Origin of the sequence: Paenibacillus sp. HWE-109 (assembly GCF_022163125.1) — a bacterium.
Taxonomy (GTDB): Bacteria; Bacillota; Bacilli; order Paenibacillales; family NBRC-103111; genus Paenibacillus_E.
In genome coordinates this window covers 7,552,501-7,568,607 of the sequence record NZ_CP091881.1, presented here as the reverse complement: position 1 = coordinate 7,568,607, position 16,107 = coordinate 7,552,501, and the positions used below count along the sequence as shown (strand labels likewise).

At 47.6% G+C, this 16,107-nt stretch carries 16 protein-coding genes and 2 rRNA genes (1 of these 18 only partly in view); 4 read left to right on the top strand and 14 right to left on the bottom strand.

Annotation, left to right across the window (positions count from 1 at the left end):
• Nucleotides 1–45: 45 nt before the first annotated feature.
• Nucleotides 46–786 (top strand): ABC transporter ATP-binding protein, encoded by a 741-nt coding sequence (locus LOZ80_RS32485; protein WP_238168430.1) that lies wholly within the window; start codon nt 46–48, stop codon nt 784–786.
• Nucleotides 786–2,018 (top strand): ABC transporter permease, encoded by a 1,233-nt coding sequence (locus LOZ80_RS32480; protein ID WP_238168429.1) that lies wholly within the window; start codon nt 786–788, stop codon nt 2,016–2,018. Before LOZ80_RS32485 ends, LOZ80_RS32480 begins: the two co-directional genes overlap by 1 nt.
• On the opposite strand, the gene LOZ80_RS32475 is transcribed toward LOZ80_RS32480, so the two are convergent.
• Both LOZ80_RS32475 and LOZ80_RS32470 read right to left on the bottom strand, forming a co-directional pair.
• A complete protein-coding gene (locus LOZ80_RS32475; protein ID WP_238168428.1) occupies nt 2,004–2,771 on the bottom strand; it encodes a TatD family hydrolase in 768 nt (255 codons plus the stop codon). The genes LOZ80_RS32480 and LOZ80_RS32475 overlap by 15 nt on opposite strands.
• Nucleotides 2,772–2,801: 30 nt before the next feature.
• Complete coding sequence (locus tag LOZ80_RS32470) at nt 2,802–4,079, bottom strand: HD domain-containing protein (protein WP_238168427.1); 1,278 nt, start codon at nt 4,077–4,079, stop codon at nt 2,802–2,804.
• A gap of 380 nt (nt 4,080–4,459) precedes the next feature.
• On the opposite strand from LOZ80_RS32470, the gene LOZ80_RS32465 reads away from it, so the two are divergent.
• Nucleotides 4,460–4,714 (top strand): AbrB/MazE/SpoVT family DNA-binding domain-containing protein, encoded by a 255-nt coding sequence (locus LOZ80_RS32465; protein WP_079417157.1) that lies wholly within the window; start codon nt 4,460–4,462, stop codon nt 4,712–4,714.
• Between the two features lie 169 nt (nt 4,715–4,883).
• On the opposite strand, the gene rsmI is transcribed toward LOZ80_RS32465, so the two are convergent.
• The 10 genes from rsmI to LOZ80_RS32415 all read right to left on the bottom strand — a co-directional run bounded on the left by rsmI (nt 4,884) and on the right by LOZ80_RS32415 (nt 12,215).
• A complete protein-coding gene (gene rsmI, locus LOZ80_RS32460) occupies nt 4,884–5,771 on the bottom strand; it encodes a 16S rRNA (cytidine(1402)-2'-O)-methyltransferase (protein WP_238168426.1) in 888 nt (295 codons plus the stop codon).
• A gap of 50 nt (nt 5,772–5,821) precedes the next feature.
• Nucleotides 5,822–6,607, bottom strand: a complete 786-nt coding sequence (locus LOZ80_RS32455) for a tRNA1(Val) (adenine(37)-N6)-methyltransferase (protein WP_238168425.1) — start codon at nt 6,605–6,607, stop codon at nt 5,822–5,824.
• A gap of 66 nt (nt 6,608–6,673) precedes the next feature.
• Nucleotides 6,674–7,015: a DNA replication initiation control protein YabA gene (gene yabA / locus LOZ80_RS32450; protein ID WP_189017120.1), complete on the bottom strand. Its 342-nt coding sequence runs from the start codon at nt 7,013–7,015 to the stop codon at nt 6,674–6,676.
• 59 nt (nt 7,016–7,074) lie between these two features.
• On the bottom strand, nt 7,075–7,878 hold the full coding sequence (locus LOZ80_RS32445; protein WP_189017123.1) for a PSP1 domain-containing protein: 804 nt from the start codon (nt 7,876–7,878) through the stop codon (nt 7,075–7,077).
• A gap of 1 nt (nt 7,879) precedes the next feature.
• The gene (holB, locus tag LOZ80_RS32440; protein WP_238168424.1) at nt 7,880–8,857 is read right to left on the bottom strand and encodes a DNA polymerase III subunit delta'; all 978 of its coding nucleotides are present in this window, start codon (nt 8,855–8,857) and stop codon (nt 7,880–7,882) included.
• A gap of 15 nt (nt 8,858–8,872) precedes the next feature.
• Entirely contained in the window at nt 8,873–9,319 is a 447-nt protein-coding gene (locus LOZ80_RS32435) for a YaaR family protein (protein ID WP_238168423.1), read from the bottom strand.
• A 33-nt stretch (nt 9,320–9,352) separates the two neighbouring features.
• Complete coding sequence (locus LOZ80_RS32430) at nt 9,353–9,682, bottom strand: cyclic di-AMP receptor DarA (RefSeq protein WP_189017131.1); 330 nt, start codon at nt 9,680–9,682, stop codon at nt 9,353–9,355.
• A 46-nt stretch (nt 9,683–9,728) separates the two neighbouring features.
• The gene (gene tmk / locus LOZ80_RS32425) at nt 9,729–10,385 is read right to left on the bottom strand and encodes a dTMP kinase (protein ID WP_238168422.1); all 657 of its coding nucleotides are present in this window, start codon (nt 10,383–10,385) and stop codon (nt 9,729–9,731) included.
• Between the two features lie 40 nt (nt 10,386–10,425).
• On the bottom strand, nt 10,426–11,937 hold the full coding sequence (locus LOZ80_RS32420; RefSeq protein WP_238168421.1) for an aminotransferase class I/II-fold pyridoxal phosphate-dependent enzyme: 1,512 nt from the start codon (nt 11,935–11,937) through the stop codon (nt 10,426–10,428).
• Between the two features lie 104 nt (nt 11,938–12,041).
• Nucleotides 12,042–12,215, bottom strand: a complete 174-nt coding sequence (locus LOZ80_RS32415) for a sigma factor G inhibitor Gin (RefSeq protein WP_238173180.1) — start codon at nt 12,213–12,215, stop codon at nt 12,042–12,044.
• Between the two features lie 163 nt (nt 12,216–12,378).
• Here LOZ80_RS32415 and LOZ80_RS32410 point away from each other — a divergent pair, with 163 nt between their 5' ends.
• Nucleotides 12,379–12,906, top strand: coding sequence for a hypothetical protein (locus LOZ80_RS32410; RefSeq protein WP_238168420.1), 528 nt, complete (start codon nt 12,379–12,381; stop codon nt 12,904–12,906).
• Nucleotides 12,907–13,361: 455 nt separating this feature from the next.
• On the opposite strand, the gene rrf is transcribed toward LOZ80_RS32410, so the two are convergent.
• Together rrf and LOZ80_RS32400 are read right to left on the bottom strand one after the other, a co-directional pair.
• Nucleotides 13,362–13,478, bottom strand: a 5S ribosomal RNA gene (rrf, locus tag LOZ80_RS32405).
• 134 nt (nt 13,479–13,612) lie between these two features.
• Nucleotides 13,613–16,107, bottom strand: a 23S ribosomal RNA gene (locus LOZ80_RS32400) (it continues 420 nt past the right edge of the window).

The following is a 16,107-nucleotide window of genomic DNA, read 5'->3' as shown; positions in this document are numbered from 1 at the left end:
CGGATTCGAAAATGCCAATAATTTGCTATTTAGGGAGGCACTGAGATGGGGCCCATTTTACAAGTTGACGCTTTATACGGGGGATATTTACCGAACAAACCTGTTCTTCATGACCTGACTTTTTCGATTCTTCAGGGCGAAATGATGGGTCTGATTGGACTGAATGGAGCAGGCAAAAGTACGACGATTAAGAACATCCTCGGCTTGCTTCAACCTCAGAAGGGAACGATCCGCATCAATGGATTGACACTAGCTGAACAGCCGCTCCCTTATCGGGCCACTTACGCTTATGTTCCTGAGAGTCCGGAGCTTTATGAAGAACTAACCATCCGTGAACACCTCGAACTTACCGCAATGGCCTACGGTTTATCAAGGGAAGATTACCTGAGTCGCTCTCACGCATTATTAGAGCAGTTTCACATGCAGGACAAGTTAAACAGCTTCGCCAGCCACCTATCCAAAGGGATGAAGCAAAAAGTAATGATCATGAATGCCTTCCTGATCGAACCTTCTTTATATATCATTGATGAGCCCTTTCTCGGACTCGACCCCTTAGCCATTCGGTCTTTATTAGAACTTATGGTTAAAATGAAAAATAAAGGCGCCTCTTTCCTCATATCCTCGCATATTTTGTCTACGATTGAGAAATATTGCGACAACTATGTCGTTTTGCACCGAGGCCATATGGTGGCACAAGGAAATTTAGTCGAATTGCGCGATCAATCCGATCTTCCTGCAGCATCCCTGGACGACATTTTCTACAAGCTCGTTAAAGGGGATTCGTGATGAGCCATATGGACATGAATACCCGTTCTCTTTGGCAGCAAAGATTCCAACATTATATGAAGGAATCTATAGGCTACTGGCAATATGCGGCACGCAGCAATTTTCTTGGCCTTGTGTTGTTTCTTGTCATTCTTGCTTCCTATTATTACGCAAAAATATTACAGCGTCTTCCGACAGATTATCCCTATTTGTGGTTCGTGCTGCTCTTGCTCGTTCCGTCGATTGCTTCCAGCCCAATTCGAACTCTGGTGCGGAGCGCAGACCGCATGTTCCTGCTGCGAATCGAACACCAAATGGGCGCTTATTTCCGCAGCAGCTTCATTTACAGCTTCTCGCTGCAAGCTATTTTGACCTTCCTCGCGTGGGTTGTGTTATGGCCGCTTTATCATCACTGCCTTGGGGCTAACGCGCAGCATTTCTTATTGATGCTTGTCTTCCTTCTTCTAATAAAGACTGCTAATTTATTGGCGAGCTGGCAAGAGAGCCGCTTCGCACATGAACGCGCACGAATGGTCTCGGCCAGCTTCCGTTGGCTAGCCACAATTGCTCTTCTTATCCTGCAATTCCACTACCATATGCTATGGGCAAGCGCTGCCGCCATTGTGCTTATTATGATCTGGTTAGCGCTCACGCGTTTCGTTTCCAAATATATGATTGGATGGGATTACCTGATCGCCAGAGAAAGGCAGCAGCAAGCCAGACTTTACGCCTTTTTCAACTGGTTCGTGGATGTGCCTGCGCTGCCAACACGAATAACCCGCAGAGCTTGGGTCAGCGGGTTGACACGGTTTATTCCTTTTAGACAAGATGCTTCTTATTTGTACATATATATGAAGACTTTGCTGCGTACGGAACTATTCACAATCATCTTGCGGCTGACGGTCATAGGAACATTCGCCATTGCTGTTTCAAGCAGCAGCACAGCAAGAATAGCAATCTTCCTCATCTGTTTGCTAGTTTCGCTAGTTCAGCTAACTTCCCTGGAGAGGGCACACCGCTACACCTTCTGGCTGGATATGTATCCGCTTGAGCGTCATTGGAAAGCTGGCGCGCTAGCGCTCACTATTTGGTTAGCTTTGTTAGCAGAGTTATGCATCCTGACGATACCTTTACTCATCCGGTCTTCCCCTATGTATATCCTGCTGCCGCTCGCGGCACTGCTGGTGATTACATTCATTTGCAGGTTTATACTGCTCCGCAAATTCCAGAAAAACGCTTTACTTGAGTCCTAACAAGCGAATCGTGTTGTTTGTCGTAATTTCGGCAATTTCGTCCACCGTCATCCCCCGAATTTCCGCGGCTGTCTCGGCTACTAAGCGAACGTAAGCTGATTCATTCCTCTTGCCGCGGAAAGGGTGCGGGGTCAAATAAGGTGCATCCGTTTCAATCAATAGCCTGTCTAACGGAACCTGAGCGAGTACTTCCTTAGGCTGCTTAGCATTTTTGAAAGTGACAGGTCCTCCGAAAGAGATATGAAAGTTCATATCCAGACATTGCTTCGCCGTCTCCCAACTTCCTGAGAAACAATGCATGATCCCGCCAACCTCCTCAGCCTTCTCCTCTTTCAAAATATGCAAGATATCCTGATGCGCATCCCGATTATGAATAACGATCGGCATCCCTAATTTGCGGGCTAATTGAATTTGCTCCCGGAATACACGCTGCTGGACATCCCTTGGCGATTTATCCCAGTAATAATCAAGCCCAATTTCCCCGATCGCGACCACTTTCTCATGTTTGCACAACTCCTCAATCCACGCCAAGTCGCCGGGCATCATATCAATCGCATCCACAGGATGCCAACCCACTGTCGAGTAGATGAAATCATATTTCTCCGCAAGAGCAATCGAACTAGGAATCGTCTCGCGGTTAAAGCCTACATTCACCATTCGTGTAACTCCTGCGTCCAATGCGCGCTGTATCACTTCATCTTGGTCTTCATTGAACTGTTCTGCATTTAAATGGGTATGTGAGTCTGTCAGCATGTTCGTTCTCCCTTATGTTGAAAATACTTGTTATTCTTGTTCCCCGAGCAGCTCCCACAAATCCGGATAGTCGGTAGCATTCAGTCGCTCCAGCAGTTCCTCTGGATAATACACGTGATGCTTGCCCATTTGAAAGCCGCTGATCGACTGCACGATTTCTGAACGATGTGTGATTTCCGTTAGTGTTTCCTTATGATCAAGCAGCAAAATAGGCAAATTATCATCGGTTTCACCGGGTCTGTACACATCATAAGATTGATTCGAAGGGAAATCAATTTCCATGTAATACGTTGGATCGAAGCCGACCTCCGCCATCACTCGTTCCATCCGTTTAATCAGATGCTGATTAGATTCCTCAAAGGTGCTGTATTTATACAATTTCCGGTCCAAGAATCGTTTGCACATATCAGCAAGGATCGCATCTTTTTCCTGGCACCAGAATGTCAGCATCGTCTGCATCACTGATTCATCCAATAGCAAGTAATCTTCCAAGGTAATTTTATTCTGAATCAAGTGTAGAATAGGCTCCACCATAAATCCAAACGAATAGTTATCTTCGTATAAATGTTTAGCACGCGCAAACACCTTGTGCAGCAATATTTCGGCACTGCGTGTGACTGGATGGAAATAGACCTGCCAATACATTTGGTAACGGGACATCAAGTAGTCCTCTACCGCATGCATGCCGCTTTCTTTAACAACGATATGTCCCTTGTACGGCCTGATTACGCGAAGGATGCGCTCCAAATCGAAAGTTCCGTAATTAACCCCTGTGAAATAAGCATCCCGCAGCAAATAATCCATACGATCGGCATCCAATTGACTGGATACAAGACTTACTACAATCTCTTCACTATAAGATTTACAGATTACACCGGCTACCCGCTTAGGAAAATCAGGCGAAATTCGGCTAAGCACACGATTTACTTCGGTATCACCAAGTACAATTCGGCAGGACCAATCCTCATGCTTCGTGCCAAAGGCTTTTTCAATCGAGTGGGAGAAAGGTCCATGGCCCAAATCGTGCAGCAAGGCCGCACATAAACAGAGTAATCGCTCTTCCTTAGGCCAATCATCATATTGATTACGCTCGAATTGGGAAATAATTTTCCTGGTGATTTCGTACACCCCAAGGGAGTGAGAGAAACGGCTGTGCTCAGCTCCATGAAAAGTTAAATACGATGTGCCTAGCTGACGAATACGACGCAGGCGTTGAAACTCTCGCGTATTAATTAAATCCCAAATCGTTGCATCCTGAACGTAAATATATTTATGAACGGGATCTTTGAATACCTTTTCTTCCTTCATTCTTTCACAACCTCTCTTTATGATTTCTTTATGAAATAGTAACCTTTTCGACATTGCTTCGCCAGTACTTCGACATCATTGTCGTAATTTGTCGAAGCTTAAATCCCAATTTTACTACTCCAATTCTTCTTATTCATTTAACAGAAATGAGGCTTTCTTAAAAGGCCACTCGTAATATAAGCCTTACAAATCCCTACACTACAGGGTTCTTAGTATTTTTAACGAATGACAAGAAATTGAAAAATAATAAATTTCAGGCGAATTCTAATGAAAATATGGTTGACTATTTTGGGAATGGTTGGTATCATAAGGCAAGACGATATGTCGAAACATGACGATATTGATAAAGTTTTAATAAAATCGAAAGGGGTTTTTTATATATGTTGAAATCTACGGGCATTGTAAGAAAAGTTGACGAATTGGGGCGCGTTGTTATCCCGATCGAGTTGCGCCGCACTTTGGGTATTGGCGAGAAAGACGCTTTGGAAATTTATGTGGATGGCGAACGCATCATGCTGAAGAAATATGAGCCTGCTTGTATCTTCTGTGGCAACGCCGAAAACGTTTCTTACTTCAAAGGAAAAATTGTTTGTCATATTTGTTTAGCAGAAATGCCAACACCTGTGACAAAATAAGAAATTTAGTGTATACTAGAAGTAGCACTTATCCTATTGGTAATTCTAACCTTTTTCATATCTCCTTTAATCTCTAATTTGTTGGCTTAGGCCACGGATTAGAGATCTTTTTTTGTCCGGAAGTACTGGAAGAGAATGATCCCGATAGCTTCGCACATCTCTGAGCGCCTTAGCGCTCAAGAAGTGCATTATAGATATCGCGCTTGGACAGTCCGCGATCACCGGCGACCAGTTTCATCGCTTCCTTGCGGTCGCTGCCTAGCTGCTCGTAGTGCTCAACATGGTCGCTGAGCGACATGGCCTCCCACCAGCCGTCCGCCGCTTCCCGCGCTGCCGCGGCTGAGGTGCCTTCGGCAATAATACAGTACTCGCCCTGCGGCGGGTACTGCTCCAAGTGCGCAAGGCACTCTGCAATCGTGCCGCGCAGGAACTCCTCGTACCGCTTCGTCAGCTCGCGGGCGAGACACACCCGGCGCTCCGCCCCCCACACTTCCGCCATGCGGGCAAGTGTCTTATCGACGCGGTGCGGGGATTCATAGAACAGCAGCGTGTCCTGCACGTGCTGCAGCCCTTCAAGCACCTTCGTCTGATCCTTTTTCTCCCGGGGGAGAAACCCGACGAAGGCGAACCGCTCGGTCGGCAGGCCTGATGCAATCAGCGCCGACAGAGCCGCATTCGCGCCGGGGATGGGCACCACCGGCACGTCCTGTTCCACGGCCATCCTCACCAGGTCATAACCTGGGTCGGAGATGGCCGGCAGTCCCGCATCGCTGACCAGCGCGATGCTCTGCCCTTCAAGCAGCAAGCGGACAAGTTCGGGTCCGCTTGCCTGCTTGTTGTGTTCGTGATAGCTGACGAGTCGCGTAGCGACCTCGAAGTGCGTCAGCAGCTTGCGTGTTTGCCGCGTATCTTCGGCGGCAATCATGTTAACCTCCTTCAGAATGCGAATCGCACGGAAGGTCATATCTTCGAGGTTGCCGATTGGCGTAGCCACCAAATATAAAGTGCCTGCGCCGCTCCCCTCTTCGCGGTAACTCTTTTGTACATTCAAGCTCACGGAATTCCCTCTTTACTATTCGACTTAGTTGTATATAGACTCTCACTCTTTTACTCCGCTGCTTCTGCTGAGAACTCCAAAGAGGCTCGGCCCCCATAATAAATCTCCTTCAATTCCTTGCAATATTCCTGATTCTCGTCGTACACAATGAGCGGGGGCAGCGTCCGAATCTCCGGTTTCCCGTCCTTCATGCCTTCGATTAGCACCATCATAGCTTCTTCGCCCGCACGAGCATGTACATAACGAATGCGTTTGGGCTCAAGCCGGTACTTCCTCATTAGATAGCAAATATCAATTAACCGCGTTGCACGATGGACCATCGCCACTTTCCCTCCTGCTTTGACCAGCTTTGCGCTGGCAGCAATAACGTCCTCCAACGTACAATGTATCTCATGGCGTGCAGCTGCATAATGCTCATTTGCATTCTGCTCGCCATTCGGCACCGGCAAGTAGGGCGGATTTACGGTTAGCGCGTCGAACTGGCCGTGACCCAACGTCTGGTGAATTGTTTTGAGATCCCCTTGAATCATATGCAGCCGATCTTCCAAGCCATTAATCAGCGCGTTGCGAACGGCCATATCGGCCAGCCGCTCTTGAATTTCGACCCCCCAGATGTCAGCACGAGTTCGCGTAGCCAGCAGCAAGGGAACAACCCCGTTGCCTGTGCATAGATCAATCATACGCCCCTTAGGCGGCACACTGCAAAACCGTCCTAATAGTACAGCATCCATTGAGAAGCTGAATACCTCATCACTTTGAATAATTTTCAAATCATACGTCAATAAATCGTCAATTCGTTCTGTCGGTCGTAAAGGCACCATGCGTTCTATCGTCATTTCCTTTCTTGACTTGCTCCTTATGGAAAAAAACCGTAAGGCATAAACCCCTACGGTCACAAGCACTTATTTATTTAAAAAGGATAAGCAAAACAAACAATCTCCTTCAGTCCGAAGGTGTCCGTAATACACATTGCAGATATGAAATCCTTCATTATATAAGCGGGTCAAATTATCATAACCGGCTCCTGGTAACGGAAGAGTTTCTTCTGCTTCTCCTACAGGCTGCTCGACAATCGTTTCCTCTTGTCGGATCAGTTTGCGAAGTTGCTGATTCTCTATGCTTAGTCTCTTATTTTCTTCGATGAGGATAATAATTCGTTTCTTTAAGGCACCCAATTCGGCATAAGTGGCACCCATGCGTTCTTCAATATCATCTATTTGTCCAAAAATATCCTGTTTATCCACGCTTTCACCTCTAGTGCCATGCATGCTTACTGGCCAGCGCCTCCTTGGATCTTATGCCGCTACTCTTGTTCAACCACATCATCGAAAGGTAAATCAAGTGCTTTACCAAGGTCGAACAATTGAACCTTCGCGGTACGCTCACTAATATTTAACCCTAACACTTTACCATTCCCAAAAGAAGTGATTACATGCCGCCCAACAGTTGGCAGTGAATCTTTTGCACTCTCGTAATTATCATGTTCGTATTTCAAACAGCACATTAACCGACCGCATAATCCGGATATCTTCGTTGGATTCAACGATAAATTCTGGTCCTTGGCCATTTTGATGGATACAGGCTCAAAATCGCCTAGAAAAGATGAACAGCACAGAATCCGCCCACACGGACCTATACCTCCAAGCATTTTCGCTTCATCCCTTACGCCAATTTGGCGCAGTTCGATACGTGTGCGGAAAATACTTGCCAAATCTTTGACCAGTTCCCGGAAATCAACCCGTCCTTCAGCTGTAAAGTAAAAAATAATTTTATTACGATCAAAAGTATACTCTACGTCTACGAGCTTCATCTTAAGACTATGGTCCTTAATCTTCTCATGACAAGTTTGGAACGCGTCTTTGGCTGCTTTCTTATTCTCTTCAACCAGATCAGCATCCGTATCATCTGCTATGCGAATCACCTTTTTGAGCGGAAGCACAACATCATTCTCTTTGACGTTCTTCTTGCCTACAACGACTTTGCCATATTCTACACCGCGAGCGGTTTCAACAATAACGGCGCTTTCTTTCTCAATAGGCAAATCTATTGGATCAAAATAATATATTTTACCCGCTTTCTTGAAGCGGACGCCTACGACCGAATACATCTTACACCCCCTGCATCTCCACGAGCATTTTCTCGATCACCAGCTGAGAATTGGCGTTGAAGCGCAGTCGCTTTTGTAAATCTACGGCTTGCTCCATCATACCTACCCAATCTGAGACATCCCGGCTGAACGCGAGGGAGCTCATCCAGTCCAGTTGATCATTATATACAAGCTTATCTCTGCGCTCCAGGCGCAACTGCACCATATCTTTAAACCAGAGGATCAATAAGTCGAACAAACTCGACATATGGTCCGCAAGTTCTGTTTTCACAATTCGTTGCTGCACCGTGATCATAGAAGTAGGGAAACGTGTGAGCGTCTCCTTTGCTAATTGTAACACTACGGTTCTCATTTCTGCAAACCAATTCGCTGCAATTAACTCTCTGGCAGCTTGCAATCCTGCGGTTAAATGCGCAGCAGGTTGAACAAGTGCGGCAGGATGGCCTTCTTCCAGCAAAGTAAGCATCATCTGCTCACGCGGCATGGGTGTGAAATGAATCCACTGCGCCCGCGATTGAATCGTTGGCAGCAAGGCATTCCCATTCTCTGTTATCAGAATCGCGACGACATGCGAAGTCGGTTCCTCCAGGAATTTAAGCAGGCTGTTCGCAGCCTGTACCGTCATCTTCTCGGCATGATGCAGAATATATATTTTGGTACCGGACGCTGTCGCACGGTAGGCGAACTCCTTTTGCAGCTCGCGGATTTGTTCAATCTTGATCGACGCTCCGTCAGGCGCGACCACGTGCAGATCCGGATGATTGCTATGCTCAACCTTGCGGCACTCCAAACATTCGCCGCAGGCTTCATCCTTCCCGTGCTGACAATAAATCGCTTTCGCTAGTGCAATTGCCATCTCTGACCGTCCTGTCCCAACAGGCCCGCTAAAAATATAAGCATGAGACAGCTTGTCTTGCCTAAGCCCATTCTGTAAAAGCTGCTTGGCGGCTGCTTGTCCCGGTATCGCTTGGAAGGACATGAGGTTAACACCCTCCTAAAATAACAAGTTAATCAGCATGCCTCGGATCTCTCCGATTCTGTGCAAAATTTCAATTCGACCCTGCTCGCTTTCCAACAACTCATCAGCCAAAGCAAGCAGTTCCTGATCGATTTCTTCCAAAAGCTTATATCGCTTCGAACGGCCGCGACGATCCCAGCCCTTCGTATCTCGTAAGTTGACGCCACGACGTGCCGTTTCCTCCAGAAACTGTTTGATCAACAATTTATATTGAAGAAGATCCCTCACGGTCATCCCCCGTGATAGACGGTCGCCTTGCAGCGTAATTTGCTGCACCATTTTGGACAACTGCTCCTGAGTAAATTTCTCATCCTGCTGCTGCATGATTTCCGAGAAATTCCGGGGGGCCATTTGTGCCGGCGGGACGTTCTCATTGACTTTGACGTTTTTACCGATGGGCTGCCACCCCGGATTAATTTTCAAGACGCATCCATCCTTGTGTATGTCTAATTGAGATTAGTAATGCTCGAACCGATCAACTGGCAATACGAAAACCGCAGCTCCACCCACTTGCACTTCCACGGGAAACGGAATATATGAATCCGTCGTTCCTCCCATTGGTGAAACCGGTGTAACCAGTTGTTCACGAATTTTGCAATTAGCGCGAATCACCTGCATGACCTCTTGCACTCTCTCGTCTTCCGTACCAATCATAAAAGTCGTATTCCCAGCACGTAAAAACCCGCCAGTACTCGCCAGCTTCGTAGCGCGAAACCCTTCTTTGATTAAAGCATTGGAAAGACGATTGCTATCTTTATCCTGTACAATGGCTACGACTAGTTTCATAAGTGTTGCCTCCCTTTTATTATAAACGAAGAATGGATTTTCTGCTTTACACGGAAATATGTTCCTCCAGCAATTGGTTACAATCAGTCCAAATGTCTGCAGCTATCTCTTCTTCACTCCGATTGGCATCCACGACTTGAACCCGTTCAGGATGATCGGCCGCGATCTGGTGAAAGCCTGCCCTTACCCGGCTGTGGTAATCAACATGCTTCTGTTCAATCCGATCCAGCTGCTGGGCATCTGAACCCGAACCAGCACGATGATGCAATCTGGCTAAACTTACTTCCACAGGAACATCAAGAATGTAAGTGCGCGTCGCTTGCAACCCTGAACTGGCATATCGCGAAATCTCTTTGACCTGATCTACGTCTATGCCTAGCCCATATGCTTGATAAGCTACACTCGCATCAATGAATCGATCGCATAGGACTATACGTCCAGCTTGAAGCGCCGGAAGAATCAATTGATGCACATGCTGTGCTCTGGATGCCGCATATAGCAATACTTCTGCTTGATCCACCATCTCCTTATGCGCAGGGTCAAGTATAATGCTTCGAATCTGATCACTGATTGCCGTACCGCCCGGTTCTCTGGTCACAAGGACATCATGTCCCAGTTTCTTGAGCCCCTCAGCCAATTGCTTCAACTGCGTTGTTTTCCCGGCGCCATCCGGCCCTTCAAAAGTAATAAATATTCCGTTCACGCTTTCCTCCTACTTGCTGCTTCACAACTTTTGAAATAGTTTATGTGTAAATCTTTAGCTTGTGTGTCTGACCAAATTCTGTCCCTTGAAACTTGATACCCCTTGCTGCTAACTGCACTAATGCTTCGACAACAGAAGCCGAGATCACTTCTCCCGTATAAAGGTAGGGGATTCCTGGTGGATAGGGAATGACCATATCGGCTGAGCGATGTCCAACCGCATCTTCCAGGTTCACCTGACTAACCGTTTCTTTCTCACGTGATGTTCTTGAGCTCTCTTTCAGATCGAAAACAACAGGGGATGAGATTTGCGGATAGTAGGGTAATTTAAGTATATTCGAGATAGGCTCCTGAAGTTCCTTCTTTTGTAAGGTCCCGTCCAAACAAATGTTATGCAAAGTCTCAATTACCCTAAGCATATCGGCTCTGCCCGATGCAGGAGAGAAAACCAGAAGAACCTGTCGCCCGTCGGTCATTTCAACATAAATACCGTCAGCTTCCATTTTATCCTTGAGTTCCGTTGCTGTCAGTGTGTTCGTTCTATCGCAGATTGCTATTTTGAACGGATCGGCCGTCTGATGATCGTAGCTTGGCACCAACGGAAATACTTTCGGGTAATAATCGAATCGGTCAAGCCGATCTAATAAGGTCCTGAATTCTTTCACGACAGCAAGGCCTTGCTCTATCCACACAGTTCCTTCCGTATGCAGCCTCTTTCTCGCTAAATCCAAAGAAGCCATAATCGGATAAGAAGGACTGGAACTTTGCAGCATAGCCAACAATTGTTTGATGTTGCCACGGTCTATGAGATTTCCTTGTACATGCAGCATGGCTCCCATGGTCATGGCCGTCAGCATTTTGTGCGTGGATTGCACCACAGCATCGGCCCCTTGCGATAAAGCAGAAGCAGGCACCTCCCGATGAAAGCCGAAGTGTGCACCATGCGCTTCATCTACCAAAAGCAGCTTTCCACTTGCATGCATCAGCTCAGCAAAAGGCTTCAAATCCATGCCCATCCCATAATAATTAGGATTTGTCAGAAATAGCGCCTTCGCCTCAGGATACTGCAGAAGTGCTTGCTGTACGCTTTCGATGGAGAGGCCTGTTGCTACACCTGTCTGCGGATGCAGCTCAGGAGCAATGAATACAGCGTGAGCACCTGCTATCATCAGACCGTGAATTACGGACTTATGCACATTCCTTTGCAGGAGAATAAGATCGCCGCGGCCGCAAGCCGCCGCAATCATCGCGATATTTCCCACTGTGCTTCCACCAATCAGAAAATACGTTTCCTCTGCTCCGAAACAATCCGCCGCCAGCTCTTCTGCTTCCTGAATGACCCCCTCGGGATGATGCAAATCATCAAGCCCTGTGATCTCTGTATAATCGATGGACATCACCATCTTCAAATAATCCTCGCCTTCTTCCAGCAAGCCTTGTCCGGATTTATGTCCCGGTACATGAAGGCTTACCGGATTCCGCTGATGATGGGCTACCATGGCTTCAAAAAGTGGCGCACGATTAGGTTCTACTTTTCGGTTGAAACTAGACATACGTTCGATGACTCCTCAAGCTCCCAGAGCTTTCTATTTTATACCCTTATAGTAGTAGATTGACGCGAAAAAAACAAAAAAGCTTCTATAAGAAGCTTCTCCCATTAGTTCATATATTGTCTAGAATTCCCCGTATGAAACGCCTTTCTCATTTGCTTCACAAAAAACGGATACCTTTGATCATTTACATTCGTCTTCACAATCTCATTGTTGCACTCATCACAGATAAAAGCTGTTATAATATGAATGCCGCCCAACCTTTGCTGCTCACAGATCATACATATCCCAATTCGGTTCTCCTCCATATGATCACCCCATATTCGTTTACTTCTAGTATAACCGTTTCTTGATTCTCCTAAACTAGCTAAACGCTTATATTTTGGAAGGATCTTGCCGATATAGTCTTATAATCAGGTTAACCGCCTTGCGGAGGTCATCATCATGTCAATAAACCAAGAGCCCAACTTATCAAAACAATCTACGATTTACAGTTATACCCTGGTCAAGCGCATCTACCACTCTCTTTACAAAACAATTCTTTATTTCGCCATACTCGCCATAGCGGTTCTCTATAAATTCGATTCCTCTAGCTGGCTTCCGCTTCTTGTAAGCTACCCACTCCTTCTAATGTTCCATACCTTACTTGTTCGTACCTACTTCCAATTCACGATTGGCATGGCCATGAGAGGCTGGTCCTATCGCTTGGGTATCTTCTGGTCCGGCTTTATCCCGGATGGACATGCTTCCGTGCGACTAGTCTCCAGGATTCAGCTGCATTTATTCTGGATTGGGCTTTCTGTCATTCTGTTGCTATACCCTTGGATTCCTGAAAAATGGCTTATTTATCTGACTATCTTCCATCTGTGGATGCTGATGCCGCGGCTATGGATCCTCTTCCGGTTCCGTCCCTATAACAAGACTGGATTAGTTAAAATTAGCGAAAAAGAAACTTCCTGTTACATCCAGTAGGCGCCGAACTGCCTCACGCTGTTGATTGGATAAATCCAATCCAACAGCCGTATAGGCGGTTAATTTTGCATCTACATTGGATAAATCCAATGGTATCTGATAAAAAGGCCGCGGCTTTGAGGATTTCAATGTATAAATCCAATCTAACAGCCCGATAGGCGGCCAAATTCACGATTACATTGGATAAATCCAATGTAATAAAATTCCTCATGTTAGCTGTTCCGGAATCTTGAAGTTAGCTAGTTTAGACAGCTGGTTGGGAGAACGCTGAGAGTAGCTGCAGGAGAATGTAGCCGAAATAACGGACTGTGCAGCGGCACGTCCAAGCTGAAAGGGAACTACAATAAGCTATAGTAGCTTGCCTATTCATGAGGGAAAATGGGGTCACACTCAAAGTAACATAAAAATAACAGAAAAAACCTTACGAGGATTTCTCCTTGTAAGGTTTCTTAGTTGCTTGGCAACGTTCTACTCTCCCAGAACCCTGCGGTTCAAGTACCATCGACGCTGGAGGGCTTAACGGTCGTGTTCGAGATGGGAACGCGTGGGTCCCCTCCGCCATCATCACCAAACAGTCAAAGCGTGGTTTGCGCCTTGAAAACTAGATACGAAACGTGCGTAAAGTTAGATGTTCTTAGGTTTTCTGGGCCCCAATCAAGTACTCGGAATTCGCTACAAAGCTTTTCTTCACTTGGTTGGGATTAGTTTGGTTAAGCCCTCGACCGATTAGTATTCGTCAGCTGCATACGTTGCCGCACTTCCACCTCGAACCTATCAACCTCGTCGTCTACAAGGGGTCTTACATACTGGGAAATCTCATCTTGAGGGGGGCTTCGCGCTTAGATGCTTTCAGCGCTTATCCCCTCCGTACATAGCTACCCAGCTATGCCTCTGGCGAGACAACTGGTACACCAGCGGTACGTCCATCCCGGTCCTCTCGTACTAAGGACAGCTCCTCTCAAATTTCCTACGCCCGCGACAGATAGGGACCGAACTGTCTCACGACGTTCTGAACCCAGCTCGCGTACCGCTTTAATGGGCGAACAGCCCAACCCTTGGGACCTACTTCAGCCCCAGGATGCGATGAGCCGACATCGAGGTGCCAAACCTCCCCGTCGATGTGGACTCTTGGGGGAGATAAGCCTGTTATCCCCAGGGTAGCTTTTATCCGTTGAGCGATGGCCCTTCCATTCGGTACCACCGGATCACTAAGTCCGACTTTCGTCCCTGCTCGACTTGTAGGTCTCGCAGTCAAGCTCCCTTATGCCTTTGCACTCTGCGAATGATTTCCAACCATTCTGAGGGAACCTTTAAACGCCTCCGTTACATTTTAGGAGGCGACCGCCCCAGTCAAACTGCCCACCTGACACTGTCCCCATACCGGATCACGGTACCAGGTTAGAACTCCGATACGATCAGGGTGGTATCCCAACGGCGCCTCCACCCAAGCTGGCGCTCAGGCTTCAAAGGCTCCCACCTATCCTGTACAGATCGTACCAAAGTCCAATATCAAGCTGCAGTAAAGCTCCATGGGGTCTTTCCGTCTTGTCGCGGGTAACCTGCATCTTCACAGGTATTAAAATTTCACCGGATCTCTCGTTGAGACAGCGCCCAAGTCGTTACGCCATTCGTGCGGGTCAGAATTTACCTGACAAGGAATTTCGCTACCTTAGGACCGTTATAGTTACGGCCGCCGTTTACTGGGGCTTCAATTCATAGCTTCGGGTTGCCCCTAACCACTCCTCTTAACCTTCCAGCACCGGGCAGGCGTCAGCCCGTATACTTCGCCTTGCGGCTTCGCACAGACCTGTGTTTTTGCTAAACAGTCGCTTGGGCCTTTTCACTGCGGCCCCCTCGGGCTATTCACCCTACCGAGGCACCCCTTCTCCCGAAGTTACGGGGTCATTTTGCCGAGTTCCTTAACGAGAGTTCTTCCGCGCGCCTTAGAATTCTCTTCTCACCCACCTGTGTCGGTTTGCGGTACGGGCACCTTCGCCTGGCTAGAAGCTTTTCTTGGCAGTGTGAAATCATGACCTACGGTACTTAAAGTTTCCCTCCCCATCACAGCCCAGCCTTACGGTTAGCGGATTTGCCTACTAACCAGCCTCACTGCTTGGACAGACATCCATCAGTCTGCGTCACTATCCTTCTGCGTCACTCCATTGCTCATAACGGCTACGGTGGTACAGGAATTTCCACCTGTTGTCCATCGACTACGCCTTTCGGCCTCGCCTTAGGTCCCGACTTACCCTGAGCGGACGAGCCTTCCTCAGGAACCCTTAGGTTTTCGGCGGATCAGATTCTCACTGATCTTTTCGTTACTTATACCGGCATTCTCACTTGTATGCGCTCCACCTGTCCTTACGGTCAGAATTCAACGTACATACAACGCTCCCCTACCCATGCACAAAGTGCAAGCCATAGCTTCGGTGGCGTGTTTAGCCCCGTTACATTTTCGGCGCAGAGTCACTCGACCAGTGAGCTATTACGCACTCTTTCAATGGTGGCTGCTTCTAAGCCAACATCCTGGTTGTCTGTGCAACTCCACATCCTTTCCCACTTAACACACACTTGGGGACCTTAGCTGATGGTCTGGGCTGTTTCCCTTTTGACAATGGATCTTAGCACTCACTGTCTGACTCCCGGAATAAAGTTTGTGGCATTCAGAGTTTGACTGGACTTGGTAACCCTTGGCGGGCCCCGCACCCAATCAGTGCTTTACCTCCACAACTCATCTTCCGAGGCTAGCCCTAAAGCTATTTCGGGGAGAACCAGCTATCTCCGAGTTCGATTGGAATTTCTCCGCTACCCCCACCTCATCCCCGCATTTTTCAACATGCGTGGGTTCGGGCCTCCAGTGAGTGTTACCTCACCTTCACCCTGGACAGGGGTAGATCACACGGTTTCGGGTCTACGTCCACGTACTAAAGCGCCCTATTCAGACTCGCTTTCGCTGCGGCTCCGTCTCTTCGACTTAACCTCGCACGGGAACGTAACTCGCCGGTTCATTCTACAAAAGGCACGCCATCACCCATAAAGAGGGCTCTGACTTTTTGTAAGCACACGGTTTCAGGTTCTTTTTCACTCCGCTTCCGCGGTGCTTTTCACCTTTCCCTCACGGTACTGCTTCACTATCGGTCACTAGGGAGTATTTAGCCTTGGCAGATGGTCCTGCCGGATTCCGACGGGGTTTCACGTGAC